We start from the raw sequence: 25108 nt of genomic DNA on the forward strand, positions 1-25108 counted from the left end.
GAATTTCGAGCTTGATGACAGGATAAGGCTAAGGGTGTCGAAGAGGGATTTCGAAAAAAACGAAAAGGGGTACTGTACAATGAAGAAATATCTGTGCTGGTCAATGGTCTTGGTACTGCTGTTAGCCTTGAGCGCCGGTTGCAGCAACGGGAATAATGCGAACGACAACGAGACCGCTCCAAATGAGAGCGCTGTCAACAATCAGGAAGAGGCACTGCCGGAAAACTTTCATGCGGAAGGCTTTCCTATTGTCGACAATCCCGTCACCTTGAAGCTGATGGGAATGAAATACCCGATCCAAGGGGCTTGGGAGGATCTTCAATTCTTTAATGTACTCAGTGAAAAGACGAATATCAAATTTGAATTTGATACACCAGCCAGCCAAAATTATGCAGAGAAGAAAAATTTGGCGTTTGCGACGAATTCGTTGCCGGACATCTTCTTCGGGGGCAGTCTTACGCCCATGGATGAAGTGGAATACGGCAACCAAGGGGTTCTCGTGCCGTTGGAAGGATTGATCGAGAAGTACGCGCCGAACATTCAGAAGCTGTTCGAAGAAATGCCTGATGTCAAGAAGACGATAACGGCTCCGGACGGACATATCTATGCCCTCCCGAAAATTTCAACGATTCCCAGAGGGCTGGCCCTTAAGGCGTGGATTAATCAATCTTGGCTTGAGAAATTGAATATGACGGATATTCCTGCCGATACAGAGGCGTTCTATGAATTGCTGAAGCAATTCAAGGAGGGAGATCCCAACGGCAACGGAGAGGCGGACGAAATTCCGTTCTCGGTTCAGAATCCGAGCATGTTGACCACGATCATCCTTCCGGCATTCGGGTTGGTTGAAGACGGCAATAAAATAGGCGTGTTCAACGACAAGGCGGAGTATGTTCCGCTGGATCCGAAGTACAAGGATTACTTGACTTATGTTCGCCGCTTATACGAGGAGAAGCTTCTGGACAACGAGATATTCTCGCACACGCAGCAGCAGTACACGGCGAAGGGCAAGGAAAACAAGACCGGCGTATTCGTGGCGGCTGGTCCATTCATCCACGTAGATATTACGCCTCTCGAGAGCGTGGGTTACCCCTACCTGCCGCCAATGACAAGCCCGGTCAATGATCACAAGATCTATCCGGTTTCGACGGGTATTGCAAGAGGCGCGTTCGCGATCACGAAGGAGAACAAAAATCCCGAGGCCTCGATCCGTCTGGCCGACTATCTGTATTCGGAGGAAGGCGCGAAGCTTGTCATGATGGGGGAAAGCTGGGAATGGAACGCGGACAAGACCAGTTGGAGCTTCGTATCGCCCATCGATAACCGCGAGGAGTACAGGGGCGGCAAGATTACGCCTGACGCAGGGGGAACCATTCTCCCTTACTGGACTTGGAGCAAAGAAGCTATGGCCTTTGCCGCTAAGGAAAACAATCCGCAAGGCAATTATTTTAACCAGGTAACTAACGACGCTTACTTGCCTTACGGCGTTACGCCTTTCCCGATGACGTATTTCTCGGAGGAGGAGCAAGCGAGATTGAATGTGCTGCTTACGGATCTGAATACCTACGTGGACCAAATGAACGCGAAGTTCATTACGGGCAATATCGGAATGGACCAATGGGATGAATTTACCAGTACGCTGAAGAAAATGGGCGCCGAAGAGGTGCAGCAAATTCATCAGGTTGCCTATGATCGTTGGAATCAAGGCTGAGTCGATGAAACGAGGTGAAAGCATGCGTCGAAATTTTGAGCGGGCGGTTCCGGTATGGCTCAAAGGTGAAGCGCGGACGATGAACGTTTCCGCCGGTTTCCTTTATACCTTTACCCGGAAAAAAGGCAGCGTCTACAAGCTGAACCTTACGGGTTCTACGTTATTTCGCATTTATGTCAATGGCCGATTCTTTCATTACGGGCCTGCGAGAGGGCCCCATGGCTATGTCAGAATTGACGAGCTGGAGCTGGATTCCCTGCTTGCGGACGGGTTGAACACGCTGGCCATCGAGGTTGCGGGCTACAACTGCTATTCCTACTATACCTTGAATATCCCGTCATTCTTGCAAGCAGAGGTCTATGAGGACGATCGGGTGATCGGATATTCGGACGTATGCGGGGATTTCTCCGCCGTACGTCTGACCATGAGAGTTCAGAAGGCGATGAGGTATTCCTTCCAGCGGACGTTCACGGAAATCTATCATCTGGATCATGCGGAGCCCTTGACGAACTGGATGACGGGAGAAGCAGTCGCGGCAGAGGAGCTGGAGGAAGTATCGCTTCCTCTTGCTTACTTGCCTCGGGAATTGCCGATCCCGCATTATGATATCCGCTATGCCGAGCATGCGATTGAGTCTGGTTCGGCCGACAAGCAAGACCGCGAAGGGGCCGCTTATGCGGAGCACCGATTCATTCATCAAATCTCGGATACGATTACGGGCTATCCGCTGGATGACATCGAGGAGCGGGCGTTCGAGCTTGTGCAAGATTTGGCGTTCAAGCCCATTGATCGGGTCAAGCGCGATCTGGCCGGAGGAACGAAGGAGCAATCCCTGCATGAGGGACAATATGTCTTGCTCGATATGGGACTCAACCTCAACGGCTTCATCGTCTCGGAAGTCATGGCCGCGCAAGACAGCGAAGTGTATTTCATGTTCGACGAGAAGCTGATCGACGGCCGAATCGCGATTCATTCCTGGGACTGGATCAATGTGCTGAAATATTCGCTCAAGCAAAGCGAGCGGCCCTACGCGCTGGAAAGCTTCGAGAGCTATGGCTTCCGTTATCTGTTGTGCTATGTCGCCAAGGGGGCCGTTACGCTGCGGAGAGCGGGCTTGCGCGAATACGCATATCCGGATTGTGCGAACGCCGTATTCCGTTCCGGCGACGAACAATTGAACGACATCTTTCAGGCGGCGCTCGAAACCTATCGGCAGAATACGCTGGACGTATTCATGGACTGCCCGACGAGGGAGCGCGCGGGATGGCTGTGCGACAGTTACTTCACGGGTCAGTCGGCTCAGTACTTCTCGGGGGATGCGGCCGCTGAGAAGGTGTTCCTGGAAAACTTCGTGCTGGCGAGGGAATTTCCGCAACTTCCGAAGGGGATGCTTCCGATGTGTTACCCGGCCGATCATGTAAACGGCCGATTCATCCCGCAATGGGCGATGTGGTACGTGATCGAGCTGGAGGGTTACTTGAAGCGGGATGGAGATGCGAATATCGGCGACTTCAAGGAATTGTGCTACGGTCTGATCCGTTATTTCCGGCCGTTCCGCAATGAAGACGGTTTGTTGGAGAAGCTGGATAGCTGGAATTTCATCGAATGGTCCAAGGCGAACCAATGGGTGCAAGACGTGAACTATCCAACGAACATGCTGTATAGCAAGATGCTTCGGCTCATCGGGCAGTGGTACGAAGACGACGAATTGTCGGCCGAAGCGGACCGGGTAAGGGATACGATCATTGAGCAGTCCTTCAACGGGGAATACTTCATCGATCATGCGGTTCGCGAGGAGGATGGAAGCCTCCGTCTGACGGACCATACATCGGAAGTATGTCAATATTATGCCTTCTTCTTCGACATTGCCGACGAGAAGGAGGAGCGGTTCAAGACGCTGCAAGCTGCGCTATTGGATGTGTTCGGTCCCGCAAGGAAGGAGCTGGGGCTGCTCCCCGAAGTTGCGTATGCCAATGCGTTCATCGGCTACTACCTCCGGATGGAGCTCTTGCTGAGATGGCGAAGGTACGCGCAAAGCTTGAACGAGGTCAAGGGATACTTCCATCATATGAGCCGATTAACGGGCACGCTGTGGGAGCACGGCTCCGTGAACGGAAGTCTGAATCACGGCTTCGCCTCCTTTGCCGGCGTCGTGATCCTGAAGGCGCTGCTTGGCATTCAGGAAATTAATGAGAAGGACCGGGTCATCGTATTCGATTTCGCCGATGTTCCCATCGAGGCCGAGCTTAGGCTGGGCACGAGCCTAGGCGAGATTCGGTTGAAGCGGGAGCTGTCAGACGGCGAATGGACCGTCCGGTATTCGGTGCCTGATGGGTATGAAGCAAGGGGAATTTAACACAGGTCGGAATCCAAGCCGTCGTAATAGAAGGAGTGTACATCATGCCACTAGCTGATATGTCTTTGGAACTGCTCAAGAGCTACAAAGGAAGAAATCCGCGTCCGGATGATTTCGATGCTTATTGGGAGGCTGCATTAACAGAAATGAAAGCGGCTCAGGCCAATGTGGAACGGAAGCCAAGCGCATTCACGACTACTTTCGCAGAATGCTGCGATCTCTATTTCACCGGAGTACGAGGCGCCCGCATTCATGTGAAGCATATTCGTCCGAAGAATCTCGGAAACGAAAGGGGGCCGGCTGTATTATTCTTCCACGGATACTCGGGCAGAGCGCATGATTGGACGGATTATCTCCATTATGCGGCGGCGGGAGCCTCGGTGTTCGCGATGGACGCGCGCGGACAAGGCGGCGCTTCCGAGGATATGGGAGGCGTTAAGGGCAATACGCTGCGAGGCCACATCATCCGCGGTCTCGACAGCGAGGATCCTCAGGATCTGCTGTTCCGCCATATCTTCCTCGATACGGCCCAGCTAGCGGATATTGCCATGTCAATGCCTGAGGTAGATGCAGAGCAGGTATACGCCACCGGCTGGTCGCAAGGCGGAGCTTTGACTCTTGCCTGCGCTTCGCTGGAGCCGAGAATCAAGAAGCTGGCTCCCGTCTATCCGTTTTTGTGCGACTATAAGCGGGTATGGGAGATGGACCTCGCCAAGGGCGCTTATGAGGAGCTTCGTCAATATTTTAGATCCTTCGATCCTCAGCATGAGCGTGAGAACGAGATATTCACCAAGCTGGGCTACATCGATCTTCAATTCCTGGCGAATCGCATCAGGGGCGAGGTGCTGATGGGAGTCGGCTTGATGGATACCGTCTGCCCGCCGTCTACGCAATTCGCCGCCTATAACAAGATCGCTTCCGAGAAGCGCCTAGAAATCTATCCGGATTTCGGACATGAAGGCCTGCCTCGCTTGCACGAGAAAATCTATCAATTTTTGCTAGGAAAATAATAATTATGGGAGGTAGAGCGCGTGAATTCAAGGAGGCCAAGGTATATGGGAAATGACAGGACGAACAGGTTTACGTTTCTCAGTGTGCGCTTTTTGCTTTGCATGTTAGCTTGTTACTCTATTTTCAATTTTCCCGCAACGATTCATGCAACCGGAAGCGATGTTTACGTTGACGATTACGGAGCGGTTCCGGATGATGCGGACGACGACGGTCCGGCCATCCGCGCGGCCATCCAGGCGGCCAAGGCCGCCGGCATAGGTTCCCGGGTGATGTTCTCGCAAGGCAAATATGTCGTTAGTCCGCCGCCGAAAGCCTGGGATTTCGACACGAACGGCAGTTTGGACGGCTGGGTCTTGCAGCACGATCTGTCCGCCGGCACCGTCTCGGGGGGCGTCCTTACTCTTACGGTGAGCGGCACGGATCCCTACCTCTTGTCGCCGAATAACCTGAATATCGATTCGAGAATCGTCAAATCGTTGAGGATTAAGATGAAGAACCTTACATCGGGGACGGCCGCGCAATTGTACTGGATAACGGATGACGATCCGGCCTGGAATGCGGACAAGCGATTGGACTTTACCGTTGTCGCGAACGACGCCAATTATACGGAGTACGCGCTTAATCTAAGTGGAAGCGCTTCCTGGACCGGGGTCATTCGGCAGATTCGGATTGATCCGGAGCAGGGAGCGGGGACGGGAACCGTTGAAATCGACGACATACGCGTTGACGTGCTTCCGGACAAGGTATGGGGGTTTGATACGGACGGCGATTTCGAGAATTGGTCTCTGATCAACGATTTATCGGGCTCCGTCTCGGGGGGCAGCATGAGCTTGTCCCTGACTGGCTCCACACCTTATTTGAATTCCCCGGACAACCTGGGCATGCCGACGGCTTATCGGTACGTGAAGATTCGTATGAAGAATAACACGCCTTCGACCGTGGCTTATTTGTACTGGAAGACGGAGTCGGATCCCGTCTTCGATGCGAAGAAGAGGATTCAGTTCCAGACCAAGCCGAATGACAGCGGCTATACGGAGTACGTAATCGACGCGGCGCCCAATATTTTCTGGACGGGGAAGATCAAGCAGATTCGGATAGATCCGGCGCGCGGCTACGATTCCGGGTCCATCGACATCGATTCGGTCGCCATGGAAGCTTCTCCTCTGGCGACCAACAACTACAACTTCGTCAATCAAGGGATGAAGGGAATCTCGTTCGTCGGCGATCAGACGGAGATTGCGTTCACGGACGGGTTAAGCGGAGGCTTCGCCTTGCGCGACGGCTCCGAGGACGTATCCTTCCTGGGGCTGACGATCGATTATACAACGCCTCCATTCGTACAAGGGAGCATCACGGCGGTAGACGCTTCAGCGGGCACGTTCGATTTCTTGCCGGACGCCGGTTACTCCTTATTGGACGATCCTGCAATGGCGGACATTCCAACGCACTGGAGCACGGTTCGCGATTCATCCAATCCTGCTCTCGAGAAGAAAACGGCGAGTCTGGTTTTCGTCAATTCCTGGGAGAAGATCGATTCGACGACGTATCGCATGACCGTTGCCGCCGGCTCCAAGCCTCTGATCGGAGCATCGGGACAGCTGGAATCGGGAGACAAGCTGATCATCAATAATCGGGGACATGGCAACCATGCCATCTGGAGCATCAACAGCTCCAATATTTCGATAGAAGATGTGACGATCTACGCTTCGCCGGGAGCTGCGATCGTCGGCTCCAATACGGACGGGATTACGGCAGACCATCTGCAAGTGCTGCGTCGGCCCGGAAGCGGGCGATACGCTTCGACCAATGCGGACGGCGTGCATGTCCAATCGGCGCGAACGGGGCCGATCGTCACCGATTCCGTCTTCGAAGGCTTGCTGGACGATGCGATGAATATCTACAGCAGACCCGGCGCGGTCGTCGACGTACTGTCCGACACGGAGGTCATCATCAACGGACGCGCTCCGGAGGCAGGCGACGAAATTCAGATCTTCGATCCTGTCCTGGGGCGGGTCAGGGGAACCGCGCAGGTTGCCGAGGTCGAATCGAATGCCGGATTCGCGGCCGTGACGCTGGATACGCCGATTGCCGGCATGGTTGCCGGAACGACCTACAAAACGTCGGATTCCTTGTTTAACTTAAGCGCGTCGGGTGCAGGCTTTCGGGTAGAGGATACGGTATTCCGGGATTCGAAACGTTACGGCATCTATGTCAAAGCGATCGACGGGGTCATAACGGGCAATACGTTTACCGATCTTGGCGGAGCGGCTGTCGTCGTCGGCAACGAACCGGATTGGCCGGAAGGGCCGTTCGCTCAGAATATCGAAATTTCCGGCAATACGATGACGGGCGTTTCACGCCACAACATTCAGGGGAATCTGAGCTATGCCGGGGCCATTATCGTGAAGGGAAATCGGTCGGGGAACGCGCTGTCCGACGAATTGGGACAGCAGAATATCGTCATCAGCGACAATAGCATCACGCATCCGCCGCGCAACGGGATCTATATCGGGAGCGCGGACAACGTTCAGATTATCGGCGGGAATACTATTGAATCGAACGCAAGCGACAATGCGTTCGACGGAAATATTACAGGCGTTAAGGTGGAGAATGCCGCCAACGTAACCATCGACGGCTTGACAATCAACGATCCTCGCGCCGATCTGAACGCCGGAATTGAATGGAGATCGTTCGCGGATGTCGAGACGAGCAACCTGAGCTTTACGCTTGCTTCCGGCATTCCGGATGTGAGCAAGATCTCGCCTGACGCGCCGACGGGCTTGACGGCGTCGCCGGGCGGCTCTTCGGTTGTGCAGTTGGATTGGGCGGACACGGCGGGGGCGGCCAAATACAATGTTTACCGAAGCGTCGAGAGCGGATTCACGCCATCCTGGCATAATCGAGCGGCGACCGGCGTGACCTCCAGCGACTATATGGATGCCGGCTTAACCTCCGGTACGACCTATTATTATAAGGTGACCGCCGTTAACGCATCGAATTTCGAGTCGGCGCCATCGGCTCAGAGCTCGGCAATGCCTGTCGGTCCCTATGACTGGCACTTCCATACGAATGGCGATTTCGAAGGCTGGGTCATGCAGAACCAGGTGACCGGCGACGTCTCCGGCGATGCGCTCAATCTAACGGCGAACGGCATTGATCCGTACATTCATTCGGCCGACAACCTTGGCATCGACGCTTCCGCGTATTCGATTGTCAGGATTCGCATGAAGAACAATACGCCGTCAACCTTGTCCCAGCTTTATTGGATCACCGACGCCGATCCGAATTGGAACAGCGCGAAGCGTCTGAATTTCACGACAAGCGCCAACGATGCCGAATATGTCGAGTATGTGCTGGATTTAAGCTCGGATCCCACCTGGACCGGCACCATTAAAAAATTGAGAATTGATCCTGAAAACGGGTACGTTTCAGGTACGGTTAACGTGGATTATATTCTTTTGGAATAGTAAAAATTTGGGCAATGACGGAGGGAATCCGGTGATACAGTACGATTCGCAGAAGATGAGATGGACGATACGCAACGAACGGGCAACTTACCTCATCGGATTGAAAGACCGTAAACTTCATCATATTGGCTACTTGCCTAACGACGAAATTGAATCATTGGACGATGAGCGAATCCTGCGCAGAGAGCTTCAGCCGGAAGCCGAGGTTCAGATTAACTACGAGGGAAGAACCAAGCATCACGGGGCAAGCTATACCGGCTGCGGCGCCAGCGCCAGAGCGGAATACAAGAGTCACGCGATAAGCGAAGACGAACGCGGGGGATCGCAAACGTTAGTCATTACGTCTGTGGACGAACAATCCGGTCTTGAGATCCATCACCACTATATCGCTTACAAGCGCTCGTCCGCCTTGACGCGCTATGTGACGCTGAGGAACGGGTCGGATACGCCGATAGAGGTGCAGCATCTGAGCTCATTCGCGCTTTACGGCATGCCTTTCTCCTCATCGGCCAACCAGATTCCCGGCGATCGGATACGGATTTATTCTTTTCCTTCCTCCTGGTGCTGGGAAGGGCAGATGAGAACGATGACTGCCGAGGAAGCAGGCTTATTTCACCGGCTCAGCCTGGGATGCTGGCATGTTGAAAGCACAGGTTCATGGTCGAGCAAAGAATACATTCCTTTCTTTGTCCTGGAGGAGGCGGATTCCGGGATGTTCTGGAGCGCGCAGATCGAGCATTCGGGGTCATGGCGATTCGAGATCGGCGCTCCGGGATTCCGCGAAGCGGGTCTGCATGTACAGGGAGGCCTCGGCAATTATACGTATGCGCACTGGTCGAAAACGTTGATGCCGGGAGAAGCGTTTGCGTCCGCAAAAGCGTCTCTCTCCTGCATCCAAGGCGGAATAGACGATGCGTTGAACGCGATGCACAACCATCGCGCCGCCGTTCTTATTCAGCGAAGCCATGCCGACAAAAGCTTTCCGATTATATTCAACGAATGGAATTCGACGCGGGGAGCGGTTAGAGCGGAGACGATCGAGCACCATCTGGCGGCCTTGTCGGGCACGGGCGCGGAGGTGTACGCCATCGATGCCGGATGGTATCTCCCCTATAATGACAACAGGGAACCAGAGGATTGGTTCCTGCATGCAGGCGACTGGGAACCGCATGAATCCAGATTCCCCGAGGGCATTCAGACTGTTGCGGACCAAATCAGGCAAGCGGGAATGATGCCCGGCATCTGGCTGGAAATCGAGGTCGCGGGCGCCGGCTCCAAGTCCTATACGGATCATGAGCGTTTGTTCATGACGCACCAGACGGGTTATGTGGAAGACAATGGGAGAAGATTCTTATACTTCGGTTCCCCGGACACACGGGAATATGCGACGAAAGCCTTCGAGAGGTTTATCGCGGCCGGGTTCAGCTACTTCAAAATCGATTACAACGTCGATTGCGGCTTGGGCTGCAACAACAGCGGGGACAGCTTGGGTCAGGGATTGGTGGACAATGTCAGAAGTTATTACGCCTGGCTGAAAGAGCTAAGAAGGAACCATCCGGACATCATTATCGAAAATTGCTCCAGCGGCGGCAATCGTCTGGACTATGGCATGCTGTCGCATACCGATCTGGCTTCGATCACGGACCAATCGGACTGGTTCCGCTTAAGCGGCGTGTTTTACGGAGTCTCCAGATTCATCCATCCCTCGCAGATGGGGAATTGGTCTATTCTGAACGCGGATGCGGAGGATCGGGTATTCGCGTTCGCGTTGATCAACTCCATGATGGGGCGGATGCATATCAGCGGCGAGATCGAGAAGCTGTCGTCCGCGCAGCGGGAGCTGCTCATGGAGGCGATTCACTACTATAAAAAATGGCGGGAGATATTGGAGGATTGCCAGGTCGTTCATCATACGCCGAATGCCTCGCTTCAATATACGGAAGGATGGCTCGTTCTGCAAATGCATAATGCGGCCGCGACGAAACTGTTGCTGGGAGCCTGGCGTTTGCAGAGCGATCAAAGTGATTATGGCGTGAAATTATCGGGAATCGATACGCAGTCTTCTTACGAAGTCACATCATTTCCAAGAAAAAATCAACGAATCGTCAATGGAGACGAGTTGCAGGAAGGATTTCAAATGCGTCTCGACGAGGAATATAGCGCCGTTCTGTACGGGTTCGAAAGGAGACTCTCATGACTAAGAAGCCAAATGTAATCTTCGTATTCAGTGATCAACATCGAGCAGAGGCGACCGGGTATGCGGGGAATCCGGATGTGCGAACGCCCAACCTGGACGCGCTCGCTGAACGAAGCTTGAACTTGACGACGGCGGTAGCCAATGTTCCTTGCTGCTGCCCATACCGGGCCACCCTGATGACGGGGCAATATCCGCTTACGCATGGCGTGTTCGTCAACGATGTTCATCTGGGACGGGAAGCGACCTCAATCGCGGATGCGTTCGCGGCAGGAGGCTACGACACCGCCTATATCGGCAAGTGGCACTTGAACGGCCGGGGCCGCAGCCGGTTCATATCGAAGGAGGATCGTCAGGGCTTCGACTTCTGGCAGGCGCTGGAATGTACGCATCACTACAATGACTCTTATTATTACGAGGACGAACCGGCGATGTTGAAGTGGGAAGGCTATGACGCGGAAGCCCAGACGCGAAGCGCTCAGCGGTATATTCGGGGGCGCGAGGGGCGGGATAAGCCATTCTTCCTCGTGCTGTCCTGGGGGCCGCCGCATAATCCTTATCATACCGCTCCGCAGCCGTACAAGGATATGTACGATCCGAAGCAGCTGACCCTGCGTCCCAACGTGCCCGATTCGCATGCAGAGATCGCCCGTCAAGATCTGGCGGGCTACTACGCTCATATCAGCGCGCTCGATGCCTATGTCGGCGACTTGCTGGCGACGCTTCGCGAGCAGAATCTGGAGGACGACACGATCTTCGTCTATACGTCCGATCACGGGGATATGATTGAATCCCAGGGGCAAGCCCGGAAGCAGCGTCCGTGGGAGGAGTCGATACGGGTGCCTTTCCTCATTCGTTATCCGAGGCAATTCGGGAATCGCGGCAAGGAGATTTCCGCACCCTTCAACAGTCCCGATGTGATGCCGACGCTGCTTGGACTTAGCCGGCTTCCCGTCCCCGAGTCGGTCGAGGGCGTCGATTATGCGCCGTATTTGCGAGGCGAGCGGGGGCGTCCCGCCGAAGCTGCGCTTATCGCGTGCATTCACCCCTCGGGCGAATTCAGCCGCGCCGAAGGAGGACGGGAATATCGGGGGATTCGCACGGAACACTACACCTATGTCATCGATCGGGAAGGGCCTTGGCTCTTGTACGACAATGAGCGCGATCCCTATCAATTGCACAATCTATGTCGCCAGGCTTCTCATCGGCCACTGCAAGAAGAGCTTGACGCCATGCTTCGGCGAATGCTGACGCAGCATGGCGATGCCTTCCTCGAGGGAGAACGCTACATTGAACAATGGGGATATGAGCTTGACCATACGGGGACGGTGCCTTATGAGGCATAAGACAGGTTCGGAGGGAGAATGCAAGGCGGCTCGGGCGACGATAGAGGTTAACGCCGCAACGTATGGATTAAGGGAGGGCGAAGACGCCGTGCCGGCATTGCGGCGCGCGCTGGACGACGCGAAGCGGCTTGGAGCCGCAAGGCTCGACATCGCCTCCGGCACCTATGCGCTGAAGCCCGACTTCGCGTCGGAGAGGCATTGCTACATTTCGAACAACGACGCGGGCATGAAGCGGATCGCCTTCCTGCTCGAAGAATTCGATCATTTTGAATTGGATGCCAACGGCTCTTTGTTCGTATGCGAAGGCATGATGGTTCCCTTTTTCATTACGCGATGCCGGCATATCGCGCTGCACAACTTTCGGTTGGATTGGGAGAAGCCGTTTTTCTTCCAAGGCACAGTCGTGGCCTCGCATCCGGAAGAAGGCAGCTTCGACCTTCGAGTACTGGACGAATGCGCGTATGAGATTCGCAAGGAAGAGTTGATCTTTCGCGGCAAGCCGGCGCCCGGCGCAGATCATTGGAAGCAATGGCCCGCGCCGCTGCTGACGGACGCGACGTGGGAGCAGAATATGCACTGGAACATGTGGTTCGACGAGCGAACGGGCAGACCCCTCTACCAAGAAGGGAAATACCAGCTCGAACCGCAGCCCAGAGTCGAACAATTGCAGCCGGGCGTCGTCCGCTTCCATCATGCCTGCTCCGAGTTGCCCTCGCCCGGCATGACGCTGGTGGTCAAGGGCAAGAAAGAGCCGAATCGGGCGTCGCCCGCGATCGTCATGTCGGAAAGCGTCGACCTTAGCGTGGAACGGGTGACGGTCCATCATGCGGGAGGCATGGGCCTGATCGGACAGCGCTGCGAAGACGTAACGCTTCGGCAGTTCGAGGTGCGGCTTCCTCCGGACAGCCAACGAATCTGCTCGACTACCGCCGATGCCACGCACTTCAATATGTGCAAGGGCAGCATCGTTTTCGAGGATTGCTATTTCGAGAACATGCTGGACGATTTGACCAACATCCACGGGAGCTATGTGCGCGTGGACAGAGCGGTGGATTCCCGTACGCTATTATGCCGCTTCATGCACAAACAGCAGGCTGGGCTCCGATTCGCGGACGCGGGAGATCAGGTTCGCCTGTTCACGAGGGACGATCTGCAGGTCTACGCCATGTTGGACGTGGAGGAGGTTCGCGAGTATAATGCCGAATGCTTCGCCGTCGCGTTCAGACAGCCCGTGGACAAGCTGGTGAAGCCCGATTCCGTCGCGGATAATTTGACGTGGCAGCCGGAGGTGGAGATGCGGCGTTGCACCGTCCGGAACAATCGTGCGAGATGCATCCTGTTGCAGACGCGTCGGCGGGTTCTGATCGAGCATAATCATTTCGAATGTTCATCGTTTGCGGGCCTATCCTTCGGAGGAGACGCCGGCTTATGGTGGGAGGCCGACAAGGTAGAAGATGTGCTTATCAGGCACAACATGTTCAAGGATATCCATGGCCCGATTATTCACATTGCTCCGCGAATCGATACGAACGTCAACCCGCAGGCCAGATATCATCGCAATATAAGGGTCGAGCAGAATGAGATCGAGGCGGCCCATGGCACGCTCGTGCGCGCGCATGCCGTCGACGGATTTCGATTTGTCGGCAATGACGTTCGGACGGGATCGAGAACGGAGGCGGCCAAGGATAAGCCGAACTTCGCCTTCACCGCAAGCTCGGATGTGCTGATCGCCGACAATCGCGTGGAGTGGGAGTCGGAGCTCGTGATCGCAGGAGAGGATAGCAGCGATATTGTTCAACACGGTAATGTTTGCAAAAGTTGATGAACTGTTTTCGTAAACGCATGACTTCAATCGTGACAGGTTTAAGCTAATCGGGTCATAGCCCTTGCTTGCTTCACCCCCAGCCATCTGAACGGCTGGGGGTGATTGTCGTTATTTCTGATAACGCACATGGCTGTAATGTTCCAAACGAACGATCTTGTTCTTCAAAATGTTCGACATATATTCTATAATTAATAAAAATGTCATTGAAGAGCGGGGGAATACTATGTCGACAGGTTTGAATGATCGACAGAAACAAATTATTAGCATGTTGCAGAAGGGCGGAGAGATCAAGATTGGCGAATTAAAGGACCTATTCTCGGTCACGGATATGACGCTCAGAAGAGACTTCGAAAAGCTCGAGCAGCTTGGTATGCTGAGGCGTACGTACGGGGGCGCCATTCTTAATTCCAGAGAGGCTGCTCTTCCCGAACGCGCAACGGTCAACAGGATCGGGAAAGAGAGGATTGGCGAGACGGCAGCAAAGTTAATTTTGCCGGGAGAATCCGTCTTTATCGACAGCGGTTCAACGACGCTGCAGATCGCTCGCGCTTTGCCGATCCAACATCCCGTTACTGTGGTGACTAACGCCATTCATGTAGCCGCCGAGTTGTCCGAAAAGAAGATTCCTACCGTTGTCATTGGCGGCGTACTGCTTGACACCACCGACGCGATGGCCGGGACGGCGGCGGTCGAGTCCATATCGAAAATGGCTTTTGACAAAGTGTTCCTGGGCACTACCGGTCTTAGTATTCCTCACGGTTTCAGCAACTCCAATATGCTGGAAGCGGATGTCAAACGCATTGCGATTGGGCGAGCAACCGAAACCTACATTGTCATGGACCAAACAAAATTTAATCAAAGCGCGTTGTTCTCCTTCGCCTCGCTAGCTGAAGTTCATGCCATCATAACGGATGAACAACCCGGAGAAGAGTGGCTGGCTGCTTTGCTGGCAAATGAAACTGGAGTCATCATGCCATAAGGAAAGGCCCCCGATCCGCTCACAACCGGCGTATGGGGGCCTTTCTTGACAGAATTTATAAAATTTCGAGTAACGTACTTTTTTAGGCGATTTAGCTATATGATGCTTACAAAGCAGCTTTGCTCTGGAAAGCTGCAGGTCGAACATCAAGGAAAGACCTCGAAAAGCGGAAATATCTAAAAGTGGCGCTGATGGAGACAGGTGTGGAGATAAGCGTGGGACAAGTGCGGAGACAAGCGTGGAGATAGGCGGAGACAAGTGTGGAGTTAGGCGCGGAGATAGGCGGAGCGCTAACGAAACTGGATAACGTTAAGAGCATAAAAAGGCATCCTAATCAAATCTAACGAAGATCTATCGTCTTATTTCAGGGTTTCGGGCAGCAATCATGCTCGTTTTGATGATATAACGATACCATTCTTCGTTAAATTCATGTAGGCCTGAGATTCGGGCGTATAACGTTATGAGTCTTCGTTAGAATCTGCTAGTCGTGGGGTCTGCTAACCGTCAAGTGCCGTTTAGGAAACTGAATGAACGGCAAGCTACTCAGCTTGCAAATGTAACGGACATTTTCGCCCCTTAGAAGCTCTTTTTAGCGAGCCCAGATTTTTAACGGACAATTTCGCCTCTTAGGGGGTTAATCCCGTTGTTTTTTCGCTCGTTTGGCTGGCTAAGAGGACCAAAAGTCCGTTAGAGCAAATGAGTATTGAAAAACGCCGTCTAAGAGGACCAAAAGTCCGTTAGAGCAGATCGCTGCTTTTAAGGACGCCGAGAGGAAGTTTTCCCACCGCAACTCTCACTGGCCCGTTGCTCTCACAGGTCGGCTACCGCTTTTGAAAGCCGCTTGTAACGTTCATATCGTTCCTCGTACCTGGATTGGTTGGGTTGTTCAGGCTCAAAAATGTCAACCGGCTTGACCAGCACCCGCACCGCTTCCTCGTAGCTGCGGTAAACGCCCGAAGCCGTTCCCGCCAAGATAATATTGCCCATCGTTCCCGCCTCGCTTACGCTCAGCCTCTCAATCGGAACATTCATGATATCCGCTTTGATTTGAAGCCATAAGTCAGATTTGGCTCCGCCTCCGACCGCCCGCAAAGCCTGCACCTCTATGCCGGCTTCCTTCAGGCAGTCCAGATTGTAACGCATCTCATAGGTAACGCCTTCCAATAACGCGCGATAGATCTGGGCGGCATTGGTGCCTAAGGTAAGGCCGTACAACGTTCCTTTGGCATCCGGATTCATGTACGGGGTTCCTGAGCCGGCGAAATGCGGGACGACAAGCAGATCCGTCGGCTCCACAGCGGCGGTAGAATTCAAGTAATCATACTCGGACACGCCTCGCGCTCGAGCTTCGGTTTCCGCGGCGTGTCCAAAGTTGTCGCGGTACCAACGGATGAGCGACCCGCCCGTGAAGTTGAACGCATAGGTCAAGTACAAGCCTTCAATGATATGAGGCGCGCAGTTGTACCGGCCCTCCAGCATCTTGGATCCAAGGACCGGGGAAGAATAGGCGGGCGTTATGCATTCCACCGTGCCAATGCCGTCTACCGCCTGGTTAGTGGAAAGAATCCCTGCTCCCAGAGCGGCGCAAGCCTGGTCGTGGCCGCCCGCGACGACCAGCGCGTCAGCGTTAATTCCCAGAGCTTCGGCAATCTCTTGGCGAATGCAGCCAAGAGGCGTCCCGGATTGAACAAGCTCCGGGAATTTGCCAATCTCGATGCCCGCCGCATCGAACATGACCGTATCCCATTGCTTCGCGGAGACGTTCAGGCCCATCGTACGAGAAGCCATCGTATAATCGGTTGCGCATCTGCCTGTGAGCAGAAAGGCGATATAATCGCCAAACGGCATGAATTTCCACACCTTCGAGTAAATCTCTGGCTGGTGCTGCTTGATCCACATCACTTTAGGGAGTGAGAACATGGGATGCAGCGGCACGCCGGTAATCTCCATTGTGCGGTTCTTGCCGACCTTCCGCTCGAGTATCGCAGCTTGCTCTATTCCCCTCTGATCCATGTATAAGATCGCCCGGCCGAGCGCTCGTCCATCTGAATCTACGGGAACGACGGCTTCGCCAAGCGACGACAAACTAAGCGCGCGAATTTCTGCGCCGGGGACCTTCAGCAGAGCTTCGGATATTACTTGCCGAACGGCTTCCCAGACCCGCTCGGGATCTAATTCATAAGTCCCGCCACCCGGTTGTTCCGTCGGATACTCCATGTATGCCGCTGAGAGAAGCGCTCCCTCTTCGTTGAACAGAGATGCCTTGCAGCCTGTCGTTCCTATGTCTAGGCCCATTAGTGACACCATTTATCCCTCCTAAGTTGATTTCATGTTCATTATAAACATTTTTAGCGAAAATGTAATTAAAATATTGATATTTTTTTTGTTTAAACCTATAATTATGTTCACAACAAACATTTTATTTTATATTTTATGAAAAGGGGAGTAGATATGGCAAGAATAGCAATGAGCGAAATGCTGCGGGACGCATCGCGCAGAGGGTATGCCGTTCCTTGTTTTAACGCCATTAATCTGGACATGATTCGGGGAATTATCGAGGCGGCCGAGGAAGAGCGGTCTCCCGTCATCCTGTGCCACGCCGAAATTCATTTCAAGTATACACCGCTTGAGCAGATTGCGCCCATCATGGTAGACGCGATGACGCGCGCGAAGGTGCCGGTCAGTATCTTGTTGGACCACGGCAAGAGCTTCTCTGCCGTTACGAATGCGATGCACCTTGGCTTTAACGCGATCATGTTCGACGGCTCGGAATACGAGTATGAGGAGAATGTCAGACGGACATCCGAAGTTGTCAAGATCGCTAAGACGCTTGGCGTTTCCGTGGAAGGAGAGCTTGGTTACGTTACCCGTCCCAGAAGCGGCGGCGCGGAGGGCGAGGACGATGATTCCATCATTGACGATACTTCCTTATATACGGATCCCGCGCAAGCAAGGGAGTTTATCGAACGGACTGGCATCGATGCGCTTGCGGCAGCGTTCGGGACGGTTCATGGGGTGTACTTGAAGAAGCCTGAGCTTGATCTGCAGAGATTGGAGAAGATTCGCGACGCCGCAGGCGTTCCGATCGTTATGCATGGGGGATCAGGACTGTCGGATAGCGATTTCATCGCCGCCATTGATAAAGGCGTAGCGAAGATCAACTATTACACGGGCATGGCGCTGAAGGTGATGGATCACGCGAAGGAGCGGCTCGCTCAATCGAAGGACAACGTCTTCTACCATGAATTCATGATGAACATCATTCATGATTTCAAGGAAGACGCTCGGCAGATTATGCGAACCTTCCGCAGCAGCGGCCAGGCTTGATTATGGTAAGGGAGGGGACGGCAAGTGAGGCTGTATGGCAAAGAATGGAGCCGGCGCGAATTGGAAGCGCGAGTAGGTCGGATCGAGCAGCTTGGCGGCGTCGAGCGCTTCGCCAGAGCGGAGGGCCCCGAAGCGGGCGCGCAAGCTATTCGGGTGAGGACCGGTTCAGGCCTGTCCTACTGGGTAACGCCGGATAAAGGGATGGATATCTCGCTAGCCGAAATGCACGGCGTTCCGGTCAGTTGGTCTTCGGGAAACGGAGAACCCCATCCTTCCTATTACGACCAGCGGGGATTCGAATGGCTACGAAGCGCTTCCGGCGGATTGCTGATGACATGCGGCTTATCCCAGGTGGGCGCGCCGGGCGAGGATGGAGAAGGAGCATACGGTCTGCACGGACGCGTTCATCATATCCCGGCCCGGCAGGTATCCAGTTGGACTGATTGGGAGGGCGACGACTATGTAATGAAGCTTCGAGGCGTCGTTGATGAAACATCGATATTCGGGACCTCTCTTCGTCTGACGAGGACCATTGTCAGTCGTCTCGGGCATAACTGTATCACGATTGCAGATACGGTCAGCAATAACGGATTCCGGTCGGCGCCGCACATGATGCTGTACCATTTCAATTTCGGATTTCCGCTCATGGCCGAAGACACGGTGGTGGAGCTTCCGAAAGGAACGAGCTTCTCTCGAGATGCGGGCATGGAGCTTGGCAGGATTAACGATTGGCAAGCGCCCGATTGCTCTCATAAGGAGCAAGTATACTATCATGAGCCCGCAGACGGCATTGAACGCTTGAGCGCTCGCATCGTTAGTCCATCATTCCCGGCCAGAGGGGCGGAAGCCTCCCGAGCTTCGGGGCTTGCGGTTGAGCTGGAGTGGGATGCCTCCTCGCTGCCCAGATTGGTGCAGTGGCGAATGCCGGGAGCGGGAGAGCATGTGCTCGGCCTTGAGCCTTCGAACTGCTGGACGGGAGGACGCTCGACAGAGCGAGAGCGTGGAACGCTTCGCATGCTGGAGCCAGGCGATGCAATAGATTACAGGTTGGAATTGCGATTTCAATCATAATGACAAGGAGGAATTCAATCATGCTTCAACCCAAGCAATCAACATTCTGGTTCGTCGCGGGCAGTCAGGGACTGTACGGCGACGATGTATTGTCTCAGGTAGAGCTTAACTCGAAGGAATTGGTTGCCGCACTCGATCAGGATGAGCTACTGACCTATCCCCTTCAATTCAAGGCTGTCGTAACGACGCCCGATGCCATTCGCCGCGTCTGTCTGGATGCCAATTCGGACGAGAACTGCGCGGGCGTCGTCGTCTGGATGCATACGTTCTCGCCGGCCAAGATGTGGATTTCCGGCCTGACGCAGCTCCGAAAGCCGCTATTGCACTTTCATACGCAGTTCAACCGCGAGATTCCGTGGGACAAGATCGACATGGACTTCATGAATCTGAATCAGGCAGCCCATGGGGATCGCGAATTCGGCTTCATCGGAGCCAGGCTCGGCATAGCCCGCAAGATCATCGCCGGCCATTGGCAGGAGTCCGGCACGAGAGAGAGAATCGGCTCGTGGATGAGAACGGCTGCCGCTTATACGGAGAGTCAGACGATGAAGATTGCCCGCTTCGGGGACAACATGCGCTATGTTGCCGTTACGGAAGGCGATAAGGTCGAGGGTCAGATTCGTTTCGGCTGGTCGGTGAACGGCTACCCGGCAGGAGATCTGGCCGAAAGGGTACAGGATGTCGCAGATGCGCGGGTGAACGAGTTGGTGGACGAATACGAGGAATGCTATGAGTTTACCGAGAATGGCAGGACGGAGGGTTCGGTGCGGGAAGCTATCCGGGAACAGGCGCGCATCGAGATTGGCCTGAAGGCGTTCCTGGAGGAAGGCGGCTACAGCGCCTTCGTTACCAGCTTTCAGGATTTGCACGGGCTGAAGCAGCTGCCGGGACTGGCGGCGCAGCGGCTGATGGCTGCGGGGTACGGCTTCGGCGCGGAAGGGGATTGGAAGACGGCGGCGCTCGTTCGGCTTATGAAAATAATGGCCGGAAACAAAGGGACCTCATTCATGGAAGATTACACGTACCACATGCAAGAAGGCAATCACATGGTGCTCGGCTCGCATATGCTGGAGATCTGTCCGACCCTTGCCGCGAGCAAGCCAAGAATTGAAGTTCATCCGCTATTCGTCGGAGGGAAGGACGATCCGGCCCGTCTCATCTTCAACGGAGCGACCGGCGCAGCGATTAATGCGACCGTTGTCGATCTTGGGGATCGCTTCCGACTGATCGTGAATAAAGTCGATGCCGTCGCCAATCCGAACAAGATGCCGAATCTGCCGGTTGCCAGCGTGCTGTGGAAGCCGGAGCCGTCCTTGACCGAGGCAGCCGAAGCCTGGATTCTTGCGGGAGGGGCCCATCATTTCGGCTTCTCTTACCATGTGACAAGTGAGCAGCTGGCGGATTGGGCGAAGATGTCCGGCGTGGAATGCGTCGTAATCGATTCGTCGACAACGATGAAGAGCCTGGACAACGAATTGCGATGGAATGAGCTTTATTATCGTTTTAATCGCTAATGATGTGCAGAATGGGATGAAACAACAATCAGGGGGGATTTATTTTGAATCGAAAACCACGTCAAAACCGAATGTTCAGCGCGCAGGGGAAATGCTTCGATGTTGCGATTGACCATGGCTTTTTCAACGAATATACGTTCCTTGCCGGCATCGAAAACATGAAGAACGCCATTGAAACGATTGTGAACGCGGGTCCGGATTGCATTCAGCTCAGCTCGGGCCAGGCTCGATTGCTACAGGAAATTCCAGGGAAGCAGAAGCCCGGACTTGTGCTGCGGACGGATGCCGCAAATATATACGGTACCGAGCTTCCACGATTCTTATTCAGCGAATTGGTCCATCGTGCGGTTGAGCAGGCCGTTCAGCTCGATGCGGTTGCGGTATGCGTGAATTTGCTCTTGCTTCCGGGTCAGCCGGAGCTGCATCATCAATGCGTCCGCAATATCGCAGCGCTGAAGACTGAATGCGACAAGTACGGCATGACGCTGATGGTCGAGCCGCTCGTCATGCTGCCGAACGAAGCCAAGGGAGGCTACATGGTGGATGGCGATATTCGGAAGATTATGCCGCTCGTTCGGCAAGCCGTCGAGCTTGGAGCCGATGTCATTAAAGCCGATCCTTGCGACGATGTTCGGGAATACGGCAGGGTAATCGAGGTGGCATCGGGCATTCCGGTGTTGGTGCGCGGCGGCGGAAGAGCAAGCGACGAGGAAATTATGGAACGCACGGTCGAGCTTATGAATCAGGGCGCATCCGGCATCGTCTATGGACGGAATGTGATTCAGCATCCGAATCCGGCAGGGATGACGAAAGCGTTGATGCAGATCGTCCATCATGGCGCCTCGGCCGAACAAGCGCTTGATAGCTTGAAGGGAGACGAAGCCCGATGAGCAAGAGGATCATTCGCTTCGGCGTAATCGGCTGCGGTCTTATGGGCAAGGAATTCGCCAGCGCGGCGGCCAGATGGTGCCATCTTACCTCTGTCAACTTCGAGCCGAGCATCGTAGCGGTATGCGATGCGAATCCTGCGGCGGCCGAGTGGTTCAAGGAGCAGGTTCCTTCCGTGGAGCGGGCATATGCGGATTATCGCGAGCTGCTTGCGGATTCGGCTGTCGATGCGGTGTACTGCGCCGTTCCCCATAATCTGCATGCGCAGATTTATGTCGACATTATTAACGCAGGCAAGCATCTGCTTGGCGAGAAGCCTTTCGGCATGGATCTGGAAGCGAACGCCGCCATTCAGGCGGCGCTGGAGGTGAATCCGGATGTCATCGTCCGCAGTTCGTCCGAGTTTCCGTTCTTTCCCGGCGCCCAGCAAATCGTGCAGTGGGTGAAGGAGGGGCGCTTCGGCAAGATCATCGAAGTTGAAGCTGGATTCTGGCATTCGAGCGATCTCGATCCTACCAAGCCGATCAACTGGAAGCGCCGCATTGCGACGAACGGCGAATACGGCTGCATGGGCGACCTGGGTCTTCATGTGCTGCATCTTCCGCTTCGCTTCGGCTGGAAGCCTTCGAGCGTTCGCTCGCTATTGTCGAAGATCGTCGACGAGCGTCCGGACGGCAGAGGAGGCGTCGCACCGTGCGAAACATGGGACAACGCGATTCTCGCTTGCGAGGTAGAGGGCAACGGCTCGCGCTTTCCGATGCTACTGTCCATGAAGCGGATCGCTCCGGGTCATGCCAATACATGGTTTATCCGCATTCAAGGCACGGCCTTCTCCGCCGAGTTCACGACTAAGAATCCCAAGCAGGCGGCTTCGCTGCCGTACGAGCCGGGCTGCCCGCAAGCATGGCATGTCGTTGACGCTCCGTATCGTTCGGCCTATGACACCATTACCGGCGGCATTTTCGAATTCGGCTTCTCCGATTCCATTCTGCAGATGTGGGCCGCCTTCTGCGACGAAGTGGCGAACGGCGAGAAGATGCGTCAGCCGTTTAAGTGCGCGCTGCCGGAAGAAGCGGCCGCCAGCCATCGCGTCTTCACGGCTGCGCTTGAGTCTGAACGCACTGGACAGACGATTTCTATCGACTGGTAGATTTGGATCGGTATTGATTGGTAGATTGGGGTTGGGCTAGGTGGAACGCAGGAAAAGGGTCCCTGTTCGGAGACCCGGTTTCATTATGCTATTTTTATAATTAAGATTGAAGGGTTTACAGCACGGGAGGGATTGGGACAAGGCGGTTACAAGAGGATGGAGAGCCCGGTTTCATCGTCGCATTGACGATGGAGCGGGCTCTTTGCTATAGTCGAAGCACTAGAGGGGAGAGAGAAGATGAGAATCACTTTTATTGGCATAATCCTGGGCATAGTCGTTCTCATGTCGGCCTGCAGCGAGCAGCCAAGCAGCGCGACAGACAACAAACAGCCCCATGCATCGTCCAATACGGCGGAGACCTTGAAGGCGGAGGAGTCAGTCGATCCAGTCCCAGTCGAGTCGGTAAAACCAGTTGAATCTGTAGAACCAACAGCATCCGCTGGAACGGAGGAGTCTTCCACTGATGGGAAAGAGGCGGCAGGCGATGACTTCAGTGCCATCCTCCCGCAGGGCTGGCATCTGCTCGAATCGCCGCCGGGCACGCCCGTTATGATCGAAGGCGATTTGAACAAAGACGGCATTGACGATATCGCGGCTGTCATCGAGAAGTTGGAGTCCGAAGAAGGAGCGGCGCCATCTCGTTCGTTGCTAATCGCCCTTGGAACGACAGCTGAAACCTATGAGCTCTCTGTCATAGCGGAGAACGCCATTCTGAGCGCGGACGAAGGCGGCGTCTGGGGCGATCCGTTCGAGAGCATCGCGATTGACAGAGGCTCGATTGTCGTCAGCCATTATGGCGGAAGCAACTGGAGATGGTACAGCCGCTATCGCTTCCGTTATCAGGATGAGGACTGGTATCTCATCGGCGCAACCTCGGGATCCTACAATACTGGCGCAACGACCATCGAAAATTCGGATGAGGAGGATTATAATCTGCTGACCGGGGACTTCTCGATCAGAAGAATGGGCGATGACGGCAAGACGACCACGGAAACCGGCAGAGGAGAGACGCATCCCCTTATTTCGTTAAAAGAATTCGACATCCGCTCATCAGATCCGTTGGGTATGAGGAGTTAATCGTATACCCGTACAAGAATATTGGAGCTCCCCTTGCTTTCGTGAGGGGAGCTTTACTATTTCACTAAACAATTTTCAGTCCCATCGAATTATGATTTTCAAGTAAAAAATGCGATATCAAAAGTAAGAAAAGGCAGATTTAATGAAAGAATGGCAGCGGTTACACTATCAATACAAGTTGATATTTAACGGAGGTGCCTTGTATTGAACAACTCGACAGCTGTTGGAAAGAGCCCGCTTGCTGCTGCGAAGAAAAGAGGACAAAGCAAACACACAAGACGTGAAAGCAAACGATTCAAATGGTGCTATTTATTCATTTTTCCGCAGCTTATCTTGTTTGCTGTATTTACGATCTATCCGATCGTTATGAGTTATGTTTACAGTTTTTACGAATATGACGGGTTCGGACCTCTCAAAGATTTCATTGGATTCGAAAATTTCACTATGCTGGTCAACGATCCTTTGTTTTGGAACGCATTTAAACACAGCTTTATTTTTATGTTGGGAATGGTGTTGGTGCAAGTACCCTTGGCGCTGCTTTTGGCCATTTTATTGAATGCGGCTTGGTTGAAGGGGAAGTCATTTTACCGGACGATCTTCTTCTTGCCTGTTATTACCACCACTGCGGTTGTCGGTCTGGTGATGCGCTTTATATTCGGGGCTTACAAAGGAGCGCTGAATGAGGCCTTGATCAATCTGCATCTATTGGATCATCCGATTGATTGGGTTGGATCGTCTGATACCGCGTTAGTGGTTGTCATGGTCGTTGGAATATGGAAAACCCTGGGCATGAAAATGATTTATTGGCTGGCAGGACTGCAGTCATTGCCAAAGGAGCTGTACGAAGCCGCCAAGGTGGATGGAGCCAGCAGCATTCAGACCTTGCGAAAGATCACCATCCCTTTGTTATTGCCAATCGGCAGTGTGATTATTCTATTGGCTGCTGTCAACGCTCTCCATATGTTCGATCTGGTCAAATCTATGACTGAGGGAGGCCCTGCCTACGCCACCGATATGGTCGATGTCTATGTATATCGCAACGCTTTCGCGCCTGAGAGCGGCCAAGCAAGAGTAGGGTTCGCGGCTGCGGCGGGTGTTTTTTACGGAGTGGCAGTGCTAGTAGTATCCCTTGTATTCGGTTTATTGATCAAGAAGACCGGCGGCAAAACGACCTCTCACTAAAAGGAGTTGT

At 54.0% G+C, this 25108-nt stretch carries 16 protein-coding genes; 15 read left to right on the forward strand and 1 reads right to left on the reverse strand.

Going from position 1 to position 25108, the window contains the following annotated elements:
- Window positions 1–79 precede the first annotated feature (79 nt).
- From HFP08_RS08275 to HFP08_RS08310, 8 genes are all read left to right on the forward strand, one after another.
- A complete protein-coding gene (locus tag HFP08_RS08275) occupies window positions 80–1711 on the forward strand; it encodes an extracellular solute-binding protein (protein WP_168120115.1) in 1632 nt (543 codons plus the stop codon).
- A gap of 22 nt (window positions 1712–1733) precedes the next feature.
- Window positions 1734–4067 carry an alpha-L-rhamnosidase-related protein gene (locus HFP08_RS08280; protein ID WP_168120116.1) on the forward strand — a complete coding sequence of 778 codons (2334 nt, stop codon included), beginning with the start codon at window positions 1734–1736 and terminating at the stop codon, window positions 4065–4067.
- 44 nt (window positions 4068–4111) lie between these two features.
- Window positions 4112–5077 (forward strand): alpha/beta fold hydrolase, encoded by a 966-nt coding sequence (locus HFP08_RS08285; protein ID WP_168120117.1) that lies wholly within the window; start codon window positions 4112–4114, stop codon window positions 5075–5077.
- Window positions 5078–5122: 45 nt separating this feature from the next.
- A complete protein-coding gene (locus tag HFP08_RS08290; RefSeq protein WP_168120118.1) occupies window positions 5123–8545 on the forward strand; it encodes a right-handed parallel beta-helix repeat-containing protein in 3423 nt (1140 codons plus the stop codon).
- A gap of 31 nt (window positions 8546–8576) precedes the next feature.
- Entirely contained in the window at window positions 8577–10742 is a 2166-nt protein-coding gene (locus tag HFP08_RS08295) for an alpha-galactosidase (protein ID WP_168120119.1), read from the forward strand.
- Window positions 10739–12085 (forward strand): sulfatase family protein, encoded by a 1347-nt coding sequence (locus tag HFP08_RS08300; RefSeq protein WP_168120120.1) that lies wholly within the window; start codon window positions 10739–10741, stop codon window positions 12083–12085. The genes HFP08_RS08295 and HFP08_RS08300 overlap by 4 nt, the downstream gene beginning before the upstream one ends.
- Window positions 12075–13907: an alpha-1,3-galactosidase-related protein gene (locus tag HFP08_RS08305; RefSeq protein WP_168120121.1), complete on the forward strand. Its 1833-nt coding sequence runs from the start codon at window positions 12075–12077 to the stop codon at window positions 13905–13907. Before HFP08_RS08300 ends, HFP08_RS08305 begins: the two co-directional genes overlap by 11 nt.
- Window positions 13908–14133: 226 nt before the next feature.
- Window positions 14134–14889, forward strand: a complete 756-nt coding sequence (locus HFP08_RS08310; RefSeq protein ID WP_168120122.1) for a DeoR/GlpR family DNA-binding transcription regulator — start codon at window positions 14134–14136, stop codon at window positions 14887–14889.
- Window positions 14890–15699: 810 nt separating this feature from the next.
- On the opposite strand, the gene HFP08_RS08315 is transcribed toward HFP08_RS08310, so the two are convergent.
- Window positions 15700–17196, reverse strand: coding sequence for an FGGY-family carbohydrate kinase (locus tag HFP08_RS08315; RefSeq protein ID WP_168120123.1), 1497 nt, complete (start codon window positions 17194–17196; stop codon window positions 15700–15702).
- 144 nt (window positions 17197–17340) lie between these two features.
- On the opposite strand from HFP08_RS08315, the gene HFP08_RS08320 reads away from it, so the two are divergent.
- The 7 genes from HFP08_RS08320 (at window position 17341) to HFP08_RS08350 (ending at window position 25098) form a co-directional block, all read left to right on the forward strand.
- The gene (locus HFP08_RS08320; RefSeq protein WP_168120124.1) at window positions 17341–18216 is read left to right on the forward strand and encodes a class II fructose-bisphosphate aldolase; all 876 of its coding nucleotides are present in this window, start codon (window positions 17341–17343) and stop codon (window positions 18214–18216) included.
- A 24-nt stretch (window positions 18217–18240) separates the two neighbouring features.
- On the forward strand, window positions 18241–19287 hold the full coding sequence (locus HFP08_RS08325) for an aldose 1-epimerase family protein (protein WP_168120125.1): 1047 nt from the start codon (window positions 18241–18243) through the stop codon (window positions 19285–19287).
- Window positions 19288–19307: 20 nt separating this feature from the next.
- Entirely contained in the window at window positions 19308–20801 is a 1494-nt protein-coding gene (gene araA / locus HFP08_RS08330; RefSeq protein WP_168120126.1) for an L-arabinose isomerase, read from the forward strand.
- A 44-nt stretch (window positions 20802–20845) separates the two neighbouring features.
- Window positions 20846–21691, forward strand: a complete 846-nt coding sequence (locus tag HFP08_RS08335; RefSeq protein WP_240941185.1) for a class I fructose-bisphosphate aldolase — start codon at window positions 20846–20848, stop codon at window positions 21689–21691.
- Window positions 21688–22839 carry a Gfo/Idh/MocA family protein gene (locus HFP08_RS08340; protein WP_168120127.1) on the forward strand — a complete coding sequence of 384 codons (1152 nt, stop codon included), beginning with the start codon at window positions 21688–21690 and terminating at the stop codon, window positions 22837–22839. Before HFP08_RS08335 ends, HFP08_RS08340 begins: the two co-directional genes overlap by 4 nt.
- A gap of 237 nt (window positions 22840–23076) precedes the next feature.
- Window positions 23077–23916: a hypothetical protein gene (locus HFP08_RS08345; RefSeq protein ID WP_168120128.1), complete on the forward strand. Its 840-nt coding sequence runs from the start codon at window positions 23077–23079 to the stop codon at window positions 23914–23916.
- A gap of 204 nt (window positions 23917–24120) precedes the next feature.
- The gene (locus HFP08_RS08350) at window positions 24121–25098 is read left to right on the forward strand and encodes a carbohydrate ABC transporter permease (protein WP_240941186.1); all 978 of its coding nucleotides are present in this window, start codon (window positions 24121–24123) and stop codon (window positions 25096–25098) included.
- Window positions 25099–25108 lie beyond the last annotated feature (10 nt).

Origin of the sequence: Paenibacillus sp. HB172176 (assembly GCF_011947265.1) — a bacterium.
In the GTDB taxonomy this organism is placed as follows: Bacteria; Bacillota; Bacilli; order Paenibacillales; family Paenibacillaceae; genus Pristimantibacillus.